Origin of the sequence: Streptomyces sp. NPDC057565, assembly GCF_042801455.1 — a bacterium.
Lineage (GTDB): Bacteria > Actinomycetota > Actinomycetes > Streptomycetales > Streptomycetaceae > Streptomyces > Streptomyces yanii.
Genome location: NZ_JBHVFU010000017.1, coordinates 85,885 through 98,634 on the forward strand (window position 1 = coordinate 85,885; position 12,750 = coordinate 98,634).

The following is a 12,750-nucleotide window of genomic DNA, read 5'->3' on the forward strand; positions in this document are numbered from 1 at the left end:
TCTCCGTGGGGTGGATGACCTGGCCTTGGAGGCGCTGGCGGAGGTCGGCTTCCTCGGGCGTGAGCGGATCATCCGGGCGCCGGATGCGGGCTCGGCAGGGGCGGGGAATATCGTCGGCGCCCTGGATGTCGGCGAAGTCGGCGTGGGCCTGGGCGACGGCCTCGCGGTACGCCTCCCTCTTCTCGTGCTCGGCGAGTGCGCGGTAGATGCTCGCGACGCTGGGGGCCTGACCCTTGCGTTTGCCGGTGGGGATGATCAGGTCGGGCTGGATCTGCTCGACCGAATCACCGTTCGCCCGGCGCCGGAGACCAGGCCGCCGCCCACTGGAAGAAAATCGTGCGCCTCGCCTTTCCCGGCGGGCGCTGACCGGCGAATACCGACACGCGCCAAGGTGGCGTTAGGCGGGCTGCGGGGCGGGCGTTGCCGGAGCGGTCGCGATCTTGCGGGTCTCGTGCATTATCAGCAGGCCGTTGACCACCATCAGTGTCGCGGTCAGGCCGTGGATGCCGAGCGCGGTGGCCACGGAGCCGTGGTGGGCCAGCACGGTGGTCATGTCGCCGTATGCGGCGAGGGCCTCCACCAGCAGCGCCCAGCCCAGCGCCCGGCGGTGGCCCGTCACCAGCAGGATGCCCAGGACCAGGGCCAGGACGACGTCGCGGATTCCCTTGATGATCAGGAAGCCGTCGCCGTCGCCGGACGGCCAGCTCGGCAGGCCGAAGCCCGGCGCCGTCGTCTCCGGGCTCAGGATGAAGTCCGTCCCGAACCAGAGGATGAAGAGGATGAAGGCGGCGGCCAGGACGGTGTTGATCTTCTTCAGCGACATTGTTCTTCTCCTTGCGAGTCTTCGTCGGCTTGGTGAGCTTCGTGGAGCTTGCTGAGTCGTGTGGGGCCCGATCAGGCCGCGGGACGCGGCTGATCGAGGGGCGTAGCTTGTCGGGATCGCAGTGGTGGGATCTGAGCGGCAGCTGCATTCCCGAATGTCGGGATTTCGGTGGCACCTGCCGCCCGGGGGTGGGGGTTGTGCGCCACCGGTGCGGCGTCGGCCCGCGGGGTCAGAAATCCGAAGCCCTGTCGGGCTCACCCCGACGGGGCGAAAGCTGTCGACCCAGCCGGCAGCACCCGCAGCCGGTCGACGGCGATGCAGCCCCGGTTGAGATCGCCGTACGGCCCGCCGTGCCCCGCCGGTGTTCGGACAGCTTCAGGGACGGGGCTACGCGTGGTGGGGTGCTCGGCGGCCTTGGCGACCCGGCATGGTGCATCGATGCGTGACTGCCCGGGGAGGGCAGGGCTTCTCCGGCTGCCCTCCTCCGGCTACAGCTGCCGTGTCATACGTCGATCTGCTCGAAGATGTGCGGGTACGACACGATGTCGTCGGGGAAGTCGGCAGCCATGCGCTGGAACTCCGGGCTGCCGAACGCCGTGGCGAGAGCCTCGGTCGACTCCCAGACCGCGACGTTCATCAGAAGCTGACTGTCCGCCGTTCCCTTGTGCATCTGCAGGGAGACGAATCCCGGCTGAACCTTCATGAACTCGGCCTGCCTCCGAAAGAGGGCCAGGAACGACTCAGTCCTCTCCTTCGGGACGAAGAAGGTGTTGGCCAGGGCGATGGGCCCGGTCTTCTTCTTGAACTGCGCGAACATCGGCGTGTGCGGGTCGAGACTCTGCAGCTTGGCCATTCTCGGTACTTCCTCTCGCTATCGGTCATTGGGTGTCGCTGGCGCCCGCGTCCTGGGGATACCAGCGGAGTTCGAGGGTGTTGGTGTCCGGGCCTTGGATGTAGATGGAGGTGGCGGTGCCGCACTTCGGGCGCACGGCCGAGCGGTTGCGGCTGACGACCGGGCGGGTGAGCCCGTGGGCTCAGGTGAGGGCGGCGACGAGCAGGGTGAAGGCGGCGATGATGATGGCGACGCGGACGTAGTGGTAGCGGTCCCAGCGGTTCATCTGCTCCTTCCAGTCGGCGGGCCGGTTGTCGGGGGTCCACGTCTTGCCCCGGTTGTTGATCGGGACGAGCAGCAGGATCGACATGATCACGCTGACGATCAGCAGTGCGGCGGCGGTGATGACGAGGCCGGTGCCGCGGTGGTGCCATCCGGCGACAGCCCAGACCGCGGCGAGGACGAGTGAGCCGATGTACCAGAACGGCATCACGGCGCCGAGCATCCGGCCCCCGTGGGAGTGGGCCTGCTGGTTGCTGTCCTCCGGGAGGGCGTTGAAGATCGGGTTCATGACGAAGGCGACGGAGAACTCCACTCCCACCATCAGGCCGACGATCACGGTGGTGATGACCTCGAGTGCGCTGAGCATGTGCCCCTCCCGGGATCTAGCGTTGCTAGCTGATGTGAGCAACGCTAGTACTACTGCCGCTTGATTGTCTAGCGGTGCTAGGATTCGAGTTATGTCAGTACAGGAACGCAAGGCACGCGAACGGGCGGTCCGCGAGCGCCTCATCGTGGCGACGGCCCGTGAACTCGCCGAGCAGCAGGGCTGGGACGCGGTCACCACGCGCCGGCTCGCCGAGCGCATCGAATACAGCCAGCCCGTCCTCTACAGCCACTTCCGGGGCAAGCGCGAGATCATCGGCGCCGTCGCCCTCGAGGGCGCCGCCGAGATGGCCGCGGCGGTGCGGGCCGCGGCGTCCGCCGCGAACAGCCCGCGCGAGCGGGTCGCCGCCCTCGCCCGTGCCTACCTCGACTTCGCCGAGCGCAACCCGGCGGTCTACGACGCCTTGTTCCAGCTCGACGGCGGCCTGGCGTACGCGCAGGAGGACACCCCGGAGCCGCTGAAGGACGCCTTCGCCGCGCTGATGGAGAGCCTGGGCGAGGTCGCCGGGGACGGCGTCGACCCGGGGCTGTTCACCGAGGTGTTCTGGGCGTCCCTGCACGGACTCGCGACCCTGACCCGGGCGGGACGGCTGCTGCCGAAGGACGCCGAGCAGAGGGTGGAACTGCTGGTGGACCGGCTCGCCGTGCTCTGACACACCATCCCGGCGGGCACACGGCCGGGGCCCTCGCACCCCACCGCGTGCCCGCCCACGGCAACGCTTCGGGTCACCCGCGTCCGCACGGCACAGCCACAGATCGCCGGGCCCCGCACCCCAGACGGGCACCCGCCCCGCAAACTGCGATGCTCATTGATCACCACCCGATACGCGCCCTAACGCCGCGTCATTCGCCGGTGCCCTCGTCGTCCTCGTCGAGGTGGACGGTCGCCGGGTCACGCAGCGGGCGCAGGCCCTCGTGTGGCGGCCGGGCGGCGAAGCTGTAGCGGCCCAAGCAGTTGAAGTTGGCGTGCTTCAGCGGGGAGACCCGGGCCACGTCCTCGTCCAGGACGTCATGCTCCCCCTCCTCGGGCGGCAGGGCCCGCAGGTGGTCGACGGCGGCGTCGAGGTAGCGGGTCGTCCAGAGCACGGCGGCATTGAGGACCAGGCCGAGCGCCCCGAGTTGGTCCTCCTGCCCCGTCCTGTACGCCTGCATGATCTGTCTCCGGTCCGTCGGCGTTCCCGCCCAGCGCGGCCGGGCCTCAGCGATCAGCCAGTTGGTACTCCAGGCCCCCGCACCCATCGTCGCCCGCGCGCTCGGGTACCACGACAAGACCACCACGCGCCTCGGCACCGAAGCCGGCGGAACCTGGAGCCGGTATGCCCCCGGTGATCACAGTCGCTGACCCGGCCGGACCTTGATCCTGAGAGCAGGAGGGAGGTTCAATCGCCGGATGGCTGAGACCGACATTGACCTGGGAGTCGTGACGGCGCCGTCGGGGGTCCTCGTGTTGGGGATGGCGTCGTGGATCGACCACTGGCCGCAGCTGGGCCGACCGCTGTCCGAGCGCGCAAGTGCCGCAGCGTCGACCGGCGGTGGACACGTCCATGATTCGATGTGTGAGATGGTCGCGGTTCCCGCCGCCGGTGACAGGCCGTTGATGATGCGGGCCGGCACGACGGCATCACCATTCGACGGAGGACCAACGATCGCGGTCCTTGAGATCGATCTCGGCCTGCCATGGGCCGGCACCACAGGCAACGAGCCGATCATTCTTGGCGACCTACCGGTCGACCGGTGCGGCATGGTGCTCGGTGACGCGCTCGCCCTGGACTCCTGGACCGGAGACGGCCACCCATCAACCGACGGCCTTGCCGACATCACCTACTGGGGAGGCTACGCGGAGGCCGCCCACCTTCAGTTCGGCGGAGAACTGATCCTGCAACACGGCAGCCAAGTGCGAGGGTGGCTCGACCTGCCTCTCGACGACGCCGAGAAGCTCGTCGACACCCTCAACGACTGGGAAGGCGACGAGCAGGGCCGGGGCGTCATGGTTGCAATCGATGAGCACACCGACTTCCACCGCTTCAACCGTGCGAGTTGGACCCACCCGATTCAGATCGGCGCCATCGAGGTCGCCGGCTGCCCAGTTCTGGGGATCAACTGGGACAGCGGCGACCACTCGATGAGACATCGCGGCGAACGCCGCTTCGGACAGGTCTATCCCGTGACTCTTCAGCCCGGCCCCGAAGGCCAGACAACGATGCGCTGGACGATCCCGCCCTACGCTCCCGGTCACGACGGCACGGACTGATCAGCAGACCACCACCGACGACTCACGGTGACCAGAGCCGGAGGCCGCCGGAGGATACGCGACACCTCAACATGCGAGCCCACCCGTCCCGAGGCTGTAGATCCCCGCGAGTTCACGGAAACTGAAGGTTCTTCAGCACGAACCCAAGGGTGCGACGCCCCGATTCTGGGGGAGAGACCCATGGGTTCGCGGTCAGCCCCGGTCTCCTATCCCTGATCCACGGTGCAAAGTAGCCATTGACCCTCGGCGTGCTCCCGTTGCTTCGTCTCCGGCCTGTTCGTTAGGCCGAACGAGTAGCCGGCGAAAGAGACTTGTGCAGGGTCTGCGAGCGCGGTCAGAACCAGTGCAGGCAGTGCGGGGAGCGCTCGGCGCGGAAGAGTGCGTCAGCGAGGGTGGCTGCGCCTGGGCGGTGGGCCCGGATGTGTCCGGCACGCACGAGCGTGCTCGGGGCAGTGCCGCCGAGGTAGATGGAGCCCAGGTCGCTGATGTCCAGGGACAGGTCGGGCTTCCGGTCCGTCGGGACACAGTCGGCCTTGCTGTCCCGGATGGTCAGCAGGTAGCGGTCGTGTTCGCCGAGGAACGGGTCGTCGATGTCGAGGACGAGCTCGCCGTCCATGAACCAGCCGCGCGCGGTCAGCGCACGCGGGACGTCCAGCAGCCGCACCCAGAGCCAGTCGGTGTCGCCGCTCACCTCGCCGGCGCGGAAGTCCGCGAACTGCCAGCGCAGCGGGTGATCGGGCGGGACGTGCTTGAACACGACCTGAGAGACCAGGTCGTGTCCGAGTACGAACCGGGCCAGGGCCGTGAAGACGGCGTCGTCGGTGGCGATGGTCTCGTCGACCGTCAGGGTGCCGGACTCGATCGAGTAGCTGGCGTACCCGTCCGGGACGCCGCCGGCGTCCCGGTGGACAGCGACGTAGCGCGGCGCCGGCGAGATCGGGGGCTGCCCCGCGCGCAAGGCCCACCAGCGATGCGGCCGGGACAGCGCGCCGGGCTGGGCGCGGCGATACCGGTCGTAGACCTCTTCCAGAATCTCGCCGCACTCGGCCCGACGCAGCACCTCGACCGAGCCGTTGTCCGAGCCGGTCGCTGGTACCTGGGCCACTCCGCGCGCCCGGGGAACGGCGAGGGCGGCCTCGTGGTGCGGCACAGTCAGCCGCGCCGTGTAGGTCGCCGGTCCGTAGCCGAACCTGCCGTAGATCGGGGCCTCAGAGGCCAGCAGCACGGAAAGGAACTCCCCGCGGGCCCGCAGCTCGGTGAGCTGATGCCGCATCATCGCGCTGAGCACGCCCTGGCGCCGGTGCGAGGGCAGGACGCCGACGGCGGTCACCCCGGCGGCCGGGACGAGGGTCTCACCGGGCAGGGTGAGCTCGAAGGAGTGCGTGGCGGCGGTGCCGACGGGCCGCCCGTTTGCCGTCAGAGCGAGCATGCAGCGGTCCATTTCGAGCGCCGACCACCAGAGCCCGCCGCCCTCTATCGGGGTTTCCGGGAAGCGCCCGAACGCGGCATGGACTGTGTCGACGAAGACGTCGAGATCGTTGTCGGTCGTGGGACGGATCTCCATTGCTGCTGCTGCCTCCTCGGGATACCGGCACCACGACTCATGGTGTCTGGCCACAGTGCAGCGTTGACCCGTGGCCAGGGCAAGCGAATTACGGCCGGGCCCGCGGCCCCATCGACGGCGCACGGTCATGACCGTCGCCCAGGCGCTCGGGATCAGCGAACAGGACTGGGCTCACGGACGCGTTTTGGTCCCGGACCGCGGGGCGACCGCTGTCCGGGACCAGTGGGCTGACCGACTCCGGTGTCACCCGGTGTAGGTGAACTCGTCGGCTGGACCGGTGGGGGACGAGTAGCCGTTCACGTTCACGGTGATGTTCACGGTCGTGCTCGTAGCTTTGCCCGACGGGGGCGCTTTGGCGACGATCTTGTCCGAGTCGACCTGGACGGATGGCGAGGCGTTCTTCCCGAAATACACGGTGGCGCCTTTCGCGAAGCCCGCGCCGGAGATAGTGACCGAGTCGTTGGCCCTGCCCCTGTCCGGTGTGATGCCGGTGACCACCACGGGTTCGGGCCCGCCGTAGGCGAACTGCCCGAGCGGGACTGCCGGGGAGGTGCCCAGGGGGTTGGTGACATACACGTTGACGATGCCGGTCCCGTCGGGCACCTCGGCAGTGATGGTGCCGTCAGGGTTGAACGTGGGTGGCTTCTGGCACGGGACGGGGCCGAAGTCGACGTTGCAATCCTTGCTGAAGTCGCGGCCCTTGATAGTGACCTGTGTGCCCGATGCACCGAAGCTGGGGATCACGCCGGTCACCGTCGGCGGCCCGGAGAGGACAGGCGCGTCCAGCAGCCTGAGGTAGGTGGAGTTGGCGTGCTGAAATGCGACCTGGCCCAGGAAATCCTCAACCGAGGCCTTGACCACATTGTCGTCGCGGACCATGTAGTCGGTGTTCTTGCTGACGGCAGTGCCCGGCTGGACGTAGACATTGTTCCCGCGCAGGGTTGCGATCGACCCGAGGAGCGCCTTCACCTCGAGGGTCGCCGCTGGTCCGGGATCCGGATACCAGTTCTCCGCGGTGGGGAGATCGGACCAGGCCAGCGGTACCACGTCGTAGGCGTTGACGTAGCGCTGATTCATGTTCCCGAACTGGGAGGTGAGGTAGTCGGCGAAGCTCTCCAGACCGGCGGTGGGTGCCGCGAAGGTGACCACCCCGAACTGTGGCTGGCTTTGCTGCCAGGTCTGCGCCTTCAGGTAAAGCGCGACCATGTTTGCGATGCAACCACCCAGGCTGTGACCGATTACGTAGACCGTCGGCTGCGGAATCCCGGTCAAGAGGCCGGCGAGCGCCTGCACGAGATTGGAGCTGGCGCTGAGCGAACGCATGTCGACGACCTGAGTGAAGGCGTCCATCGCCCCCTTCGACACGGAGATGGGGGAATTCGACCCGCTGGCGGTGAACGGCACCACCGTGCCGACGTCGAGGTCTTCGAGAATGTCGGTCACGCTGGCGATTGTCCCGCGGACGACCACGGCAAACTGGTTCGAGCCGTCGTTGTTCTTGGCGATGTACGCCATGTTCGCGTTGTCCGGGCTCAGCGCGAGCCACGTCGGTGTCCAGTTGCTCATCAGGGGGGAGTTGGAGAACTGCCGGGAGATGCCGAGTTTGATCCGCTCGGTCTGGGCTTGCAGGGTCTCCCCGGACGGACGCGGAGTCGCTCCAGTTGCCGCGATGGCGGCCAGGGTCATGGCCACCTGAGGCGTGATCGGAGTGGCCTGTTGTGCCGCCGCCATGCTCGCTCCTTAAGTCTTCACTCATGGTCAAACATCTCCATTTCAATGTATTCGCTACTCAGTATCCTGACGGATGTCAGGCTCTTTGTGTTCTCGGATTCACTCGTTCGGAATGGGTTCCGACTTAAAGCGGAACCGTAGTAAACGGCTTCAAGGATTTGGTTGCCATGCAACCTCGTCGTCGCGGTTATTCCAGCGACTCTGGGGCGGTGGAGGCAACCCGGTTTGGGCCGTACCCGGGTTACACCGTCCCCATCGAAATCGGCCTGGGCGCAGCCACATTCCAAGCACTGGTCGCCGCTCTGCTGGAGAGGCTCCGAACGTCGAAGTGTGGTCCCGCTCTGCGCCAGGAACTCGCCGTCCCTCGTCACTGTGCCGAGGCGTGGGCCGACGCCGCGGAAGTGCCAGTGCATCGGTGCGAGCGCACAGGATGTTCCTCTCCGCCGTTCACGGAGAGAGTGGTGGGGCGTCCTCGCCGTTTCTGTTCGTCTGCGTATCGGCAGGCGGCTTATCGCGAGCGCGTTCGGACAGGCGCATTGAAGGAAGACGCCCTTGCGACAGCTCAGGCAGCGGGCCCTCGCGCGGTCAGACTTGCCGGCTATGCCGCTGACCTTCCAGCACTTCCCCGAGCCCGTGAGCGTCCGTGGAGGAGGAGATCATCGGGTCCGGGGGCCGGATGCCCTCTGCGGCCGGGCCTGGCCGGCGCCCGGCCGATGGCCGCGCGCGACAGGCGAAGGAGCAGAGCTGATGGCGGGGAAGTGGACGATCAACCCGGCAGGGTCGACGGACAATTTCCGTGGCGATGTGCTGCGTGTGCTCGGAGTGCTGAAAGTCGATTGCGCGAGCTCACCAGTATCAGCCCCCGACACATGCAGTCTGCGGGGCAGGGCTGCCCGCTGAAAGCTCGCGCGGTCGGACCACCCCCGGCCCCCGGCCGGGGGTGGTGACGACGCGGCGCTCGCGTTACCGCAAGCCTCAAGGTGGCGAAAACCACACGCGCCGGCCCCGTCCCGAAGCAGGCGGAACAGTGCGTGCGGAGTGGTCTTTCTGGGTCAGGCTTTCTTCAGGAACTCGGCCTTCAGGACGAGGCCCTTGACCTTCTTGGTGTTGCACTCGACCTCGCCGGGCCGGCTGGTGAGGCGGATGTTCTTGACCAGGGTGCCGCGCTTGAGGGTCTCGGATGTGCCCTTCACCTTCAGGTCCTTGATCAGGGTGACGGAGTCGCCGTCCTCCAGAACGGTCCCGTTGCTGTCCTTCACGGTCACGTCGCTCATGGTTCTTCCTTGCTCGGTTCGTTGCTGTGCATTGCTTGCATCAGGCATTGGTCGGTGCTGGTGTGCGTGTCGAGCCACTCGTCCGTGCACCTTTCGCGCCCGTCCCAGGCCGGGTCCCGGTGGGTGGCGAGGGCGGTGGGCAGGTCGCGGTGGACGGGGATCGGCGGGTGGGTGCTGTCGGGGACGAGAGAGTCGTCAGCGGGAATTGCGGCGAGTTCCAGGCGCCGCCCGTCGCTGTGGAGTTGGCGGGCGGCCTGGGCGACGGCGAGCCGGCCGGCGGCGGACCAGCCGCGCAGTTCGGTCAGGTCGAGGATGACCGGCCCGGTGCCGCGTGCCTGGACCCAGCCGATGGCGCCGGTGAACCGGTGGACGGCGTCCGGGCCGAGATATCCGGCGAGGGAGAGGACGCCGAGGCTGTGGTGGGTGGTGTAGCGCCACTCGATGGTCATTGTCGCTGCCTCAATCTTCTACAGGGGAAGGGTGACCCAGATGCTCTTGCCCTGGCCGTCCGCGTCCCCGCGTACGACCGCGGTGCCACCGATCTGCAGGGTGAGTTCGACGACGGTGGCCAGCCCAGTGCTGCCGGTGCCGATGACCGCGTCGTAGAGGGGCGGCTGGTAGGGGTGGCGGTCGTGGACGGCGAAAGCGAACGTGTCCGGCCCGCCCGCGAAGATGACCGTCACGTTCGGGGAGAGCACGGCGGCGTGACGCACGCTGTTGGTCACCAGCTCCGCCAGGATCAGCAGCGCCGGATCCACGCTCGGATGGCGGCGGCTGATACCCCACTCCGCCAGTACCTGCTCCGTCGTCTCACGCGTTATCCGGACGGCCGAGCCCATGGTGGGCAGGGTCAATACGTGCCGGTACGGCAGGGTTTCGAGCTGCGTATTCACCGGGCCTCCCGGTGGGCGAGGCGGAAGCCGGTAACTGCCTGCGGACGGATCCGTACGAGGGTGTCGTGCGGTCCGTGGGCCCAGCCCGGCAGCGTACGGCGGTGGTGAGCCGTTTCGTGCGCGTCACGGACGATCTCGGCCGGTCCGGTCACGGTGATGGTCCAGCCGCTTCCGTCGGCCCGGATCTCGTCCGTCTGGTAGCTCAGTGCGACTCGCTCGGCCAGGGCGGCCTCCTGGGCCGGGGTGCGGACGATCAGGCGCCCGTACTGCACGACGTGCGCGGCCGGGCGGACCACGGCGATCTCGCGCTGGAAGTAGATCAGACGACCCTGGTCGACGCTTTCGAGCAGCCAAAGGGCCTCCGCGCCAGAGACCTCGGTCATGTGGCGGGTGTGGGGGCCGGTCATCGGGAAGCCTTTTCGATGACAGGAGCGATCCGGCCGGGAGCGGGCAGCAGTCCGGCCTTCTGCAGGTGGGCGCGGGCCCCGGCGATGGCCTCCGGAGTGGAGGCGTACTCGCGCCCCTGCCGCTGCAACAGGCCCAAGGCGCCGACGGAGTCGAGGGCCTGGCGCTGGCCGGGGCGAATGCCGGAGGTCATCACGGCGATGCCGCGACGGTTCAGCTTCTCCACGGCGTCCTTCAACACCAGAGCGCCGGTTGCGTCCATCGTCGACACCCGCGACATCCGCAGGATCACCACTCGCACGTCGCCCACCTCGGAGAGCTCGAGGAGGAAGCGGTGGGCGCCGGCGAAGAACAGTGGCCCGTCGATCCGATACGCGACGATGTGCTCGGCCAGGAGCGCGTGCTCCTCTTCACTGTGCTCACCGGGCAGATCGGGTCGGAAGTCCACCTCGTCGATCCGGGCCTGGCGGGCCACCGCCCGAAGCGCCAGCGCCCCGGCCACCACCAGGCCGATGATGACCGCGTAGACAAGGTCGAGAGCCAAAGTGGCAGCCGCGGTCAGGACGAGGACGACCGCGTCGGAGCGGGTCGCGCGGGCCATCGCCCGCAGCGCACCGACCTCGACCATGCGGATCGCGGTCGCGATCAGCACACCCGCCAGCGCGGCCAGCGGGATCCTGGAGACCAGCGGAGCTGCGGCGAAGACGATCACAGCGAGGACGGCGGCGTGGGTGAGCGCGGCCAGCCGGGAGCCCGCGCCGGTACGGACATTGACCGCGGTACGGGCGATGGCGGCCGTTGCCGGAACGCCGCCGAACAGAGGGGCGGCCAGGTTCGCGATGCCCTGCCCGAACAGTTCCTTGTCCGGGTCGTGCTTCTGCCCGACCGTCATGCCGTCCGCGACGGTGGCTGACAGCAGCGACTCCAGCGCCGCGAGTGCGGCCACCGCTACGGCGGGGGCGAGCAGCGAACCCAGGGCCGACAGGTCCAGGAAGCCGAGCGAAGGGGCAGGCAGCCCGGACGGCAGATCACCGATCGGTGCGGCTTTGTCGAGGTGGAAGAGCTGGGCGGCCACAGTGGCGGCGATCACCGCGACGATGGAGAACGGGACGGCCGGGCGCCAGCGTGCGCCGAGCAGCATCATGGCCGCGACACCAGCCGCGAGAGCGACGGCGGTCCAGTTCGGTGCCTTCGTGAACTCCTCGATCGCGCGCCAGGTCACTACGAGGACCTTGTCGCCCTCGGGCTTGGGCACGCCGAGGGCGCCCGGGATCTGCTGAAGTCCGATGACGCAGGCGATGCCCAGGGTGAATCCCTCCACCACCGGGGCCGGGATGTACCGCATGTACTGGCCGGCCTTCAGCAGGGCGAGCACGATCAGCAGGACACCGGCCATCAGCCCGACCGTCAGCACTCCGCCGGGCCCGTACTGGGCGACGATCGGCACCAGCACCACCGTCATCGCGCCCGTTGGGCCGGAGACCTGGAGATTCGAGCCGCCGAACAGCGCCGCCAAGGCTCCCGCCACCACGGCGGTAGCGAGCCCGGCTTCGGCGCCGAGCCCCGAGGAGACACCGAACCCGAGAGCGAGCGGCAGGGCCACAATGGCGACGGTGAGGCCGGAGAGCAGGTCACGCCGCGGGTTACGGGCCATGACCGCGTAGTCGGCGCGGGCAGGCAACAGGGAGCGTACCCGCTCCCAGGATCGGGCCAGCAGGGCACTCACTCGGGCGCTACCTCTGCTTTCCGCAGCTCGGCCAGGAGTTCGTTCTGCCCGCTCAGCATCTCCGTCAGGATCCTCCGCGCCGCCCGCATCAGATCCGCGACATCCCCGCCGGCCAGCTCATACACCACGGTCGAGCCTTCCCGGGTAGCGGTCACGATCCCCGAGCGGCGCAACACCGCCAGTTGCTGTGACAGCGCTGCCGGCTCCACCTCGATCGCCGCCAGCAGGTCACGTACCGGCATCGGGCCGCCCTGCAACAGCTCCAGCACCCGGATGCGCACCGGGTGCCCGAGCATCCGGAAGAACTCGGCCTTGGCCTCATACAGCGGAACCGGCACGGTCTCGCACACTCCTCATCACCTGGATACCCGGGAACATCGCTCGGCGCTGTGCCCCGGACTACGCACCGGCACAGCTCCTACATCATGTAATGAATTGCAGAATTCTGCAATTCATTGATGCGGCGCTTGAGCTCGACCTGCCACGCTCACCTCCGCCGGCGCAACGCCAACGCCCGCCACCGCGTGTCCTGGCCGCCGGACGAAGACACCGCGCCCGCATCCGAAGCGAAAAGGGCATCCGCGG

General features: G+C 68.3%; 14 protein-coding genes and 1 pseudogene. 3 read left to right on the forward strand and 12 right to left on the reverse strand.

The genetic code is table 11. From position 1 onward, the window contains the following. Positions 1-397: 397 nt before the first annotated feature. From ACFU8W_RS26985 to ACFU8W_RS26995, 3 genes are all read right to left on the reverse strand, one after another. Positions 398-823 carry a DUF4267 domain-containing protein gene (locus ACFU8W_RS26985; protein WP_384042092.1) on the reverse strand — a complete coding sequence of 142 codons (426 nt, stop codon included), beginning with the start codon at positions 821-823 and terminating at the stop codon, positions 398-400. Positions 824-1,325: 502 nt separating this feature from the next. Beyond that, on the reverse strand, positions 1,326-1,676 hold the full coding sequence (locus tag ACFU8W_RS26990) for an antibiotic biosynthesis monooxygenase family protein (protein ID WP_384042095.1): 351 nt from the start codon (positions 1,674-1,676) through the stop codon (positions 1,326-1,328). A gap of 181 nt (positions 1,677-1,857) precedes the next feature. Then, complete coding sequence (locus ACFU8W_RS26995; protein ID WP_384042098.1) at positions 1,858-2,304, reverse strand: anthrone oxygenase family protein; 447 nt, start codon at positions 2,302-2,304, stop codon at positions 1,858-1,860. A gap of 91 nt (positions 2,305-2,395) precedes the next feature. Between ACFU8W_RS26995 and ACFU8W_RS27000 the strand changes: the two genes are divergently transcribed. Continuing rightward, a complete protein-coding gene (locus ACFU8W_RS27000; RefSeq protein ID WP_384042101.1) occupies positions 2,396-2,974 on the forward strand; it encodes a TetR/AcrR family transcriptional regulator in 579 nt (192 codons plus the stop codon). A gap of 190 nt (positions 2,975-3,164) precedes the next feature. Here ACFU8W_RS27000 and ACFU8W_RS27005 read toward each other — a convergent pair. Further along, positions 3,165-3,485 (reverse strand): annotated as a pseudogene (locus ACFU8W_RS27005) (Tn3 family transposase); the annotation flags it as partial. Between ACFU8W_RS27005 and ACFU8W_RS27010 the strand changes: the two are divergent. Then, positions 3,472-3,663: a hypothetical protein gene (locus ACFU8W_RS27010; RefSeq protein ID WP_384042308.1), complete on the forward strand. Its 192-nt coding sequence runs from the start codon at positions 3,472-3,474 to the stop codon at positions 3,661-3,663. The pseudogene ACFU8W_RS27005 and the gene ACFU8W_RS27010 sit on opposite strands and share 14 nt — an antisense overlap. 48 nt (positions 3,664-3,711) lie before the next feature. Next, positions 3,712-4,572: a hypothetical protein gene (locus ACFU8W_RS27015; protein ID WP_384042104.1), complete on the forward strand. Its 861-nt coding sequence runs from the start codon at positions 3,712-3,714 to the stop codon at positions 4,570-4,572. Positions 4,573-4,906: 334 nt separating this feature from the next. Here the strand turns inward: ACFU8W_RS27015 and ACFU8W_RS27020 are convergent, their stop codons facing one another. From ACFU8W_RS27020 to ACFU8W_RS27055, 8 genes are all read right to left on the reverse strand, one after another. Beyond that, complete coding sequence (locus ACFU8W_RS27020; RefSeq protein ID WP_384042107.1) at positions 4,907-6,136, reverse strand: GNAT family N-acetyltransferase; 1,230 nt, start codon at positions 6,134-6,136, stop codon at positions 4,907-4,909. A 243-nt stretch (positions 6,137-6,379) separates the two neighbouring features. After that, positions 6,380-7,867, reverse strand: a complete 1,488-nt coding sequence (locus ACFU8W_RS27025) for an IPT/TIG domain-containing protein (RefSeq protein WP_384042110.1) — start codon at positions 7,865-7,867, stop codon at positions 6,380-6,382. A gap of 1,052 nt (positions 7,868-8,919) precedes the next feature. Continuing rightward, on the reverse strand, positions 8,920-9,141 hold the full coding sequence (locus ACFU8W_RS27030) for an alkylphosphonate utilization protein (protein ID WP_384042117.1): 222 nt from the start codon (positions 9,139-9,141) through the stop codon (positions 8,920-8,922). Then, a complete protein-coding gene (locus ACFU8W_RS27035) occupies positions 9,138-9,590 on the reverse strand; it encodes an STAS domain-containing protein (protein ID WP_384042120.1) in 453 nt (150 codons plus the stop codon). The genes ACFU8W_RS27030 and ACFU8W_RS27035 overlap by 4 nt, the downstream gene beginning before the upstream one ends. Positions 9,591-9,608: 18 nt before the next feature. After that, positions 9,609-10,034, reverse strand: coding sequence for an ATP-binding protein (locus ACFU8W_RS27040; protein ID WP_384042123.1), 426 nt, complete (start codon positions 10,032-10,034; stop codon positions 9,609-9,611). Next, a complete protein-coding gene (locus ACFU8W_RS27045; RefSeq protein WP_384042126.1) occupies positions 10,031-10,417 on the reverse strand; it encodes a pyridoxamine 5'-phosphate oxidase family protein in 387 nt (128 codons plus the stop codon). Before ACFU8W_RS27045 ends, ACFU8W_RS27040 begins: the two co-directional genes overlap by 4 nt. A 20-nt stretch (positions 10,418-10,437) precedes the next feature. Continuing rightward, positions 10,438-12,093 carry a SulP family inorganic anion transporter gene (locus tag ACFU8W_RS27050; protein WP_384042299.1) on the reverse strand — a complete coding sequence of 552 codons (1,656 nt, stop codon included), beginning with the start codon at positions 12,091-12,093 and terminating at the stop codon, positions 10,438-10,440. Positions 12,094-12,161: 68 nt separating this feature from the next. After that, complete coding sequence (locus ACFU8W_RS27055) at positions 12,162-12,503, reverse strand: metalloregulator ArsR/SmtB family transcription factor (RefSeq protein WP_345511027.1); 342 nt, start codon at positions 12,501-12,503, stop codon at positions 12,162-12,164. Positions 12,504-12,750: the final 247 nt, after the last annotated feature.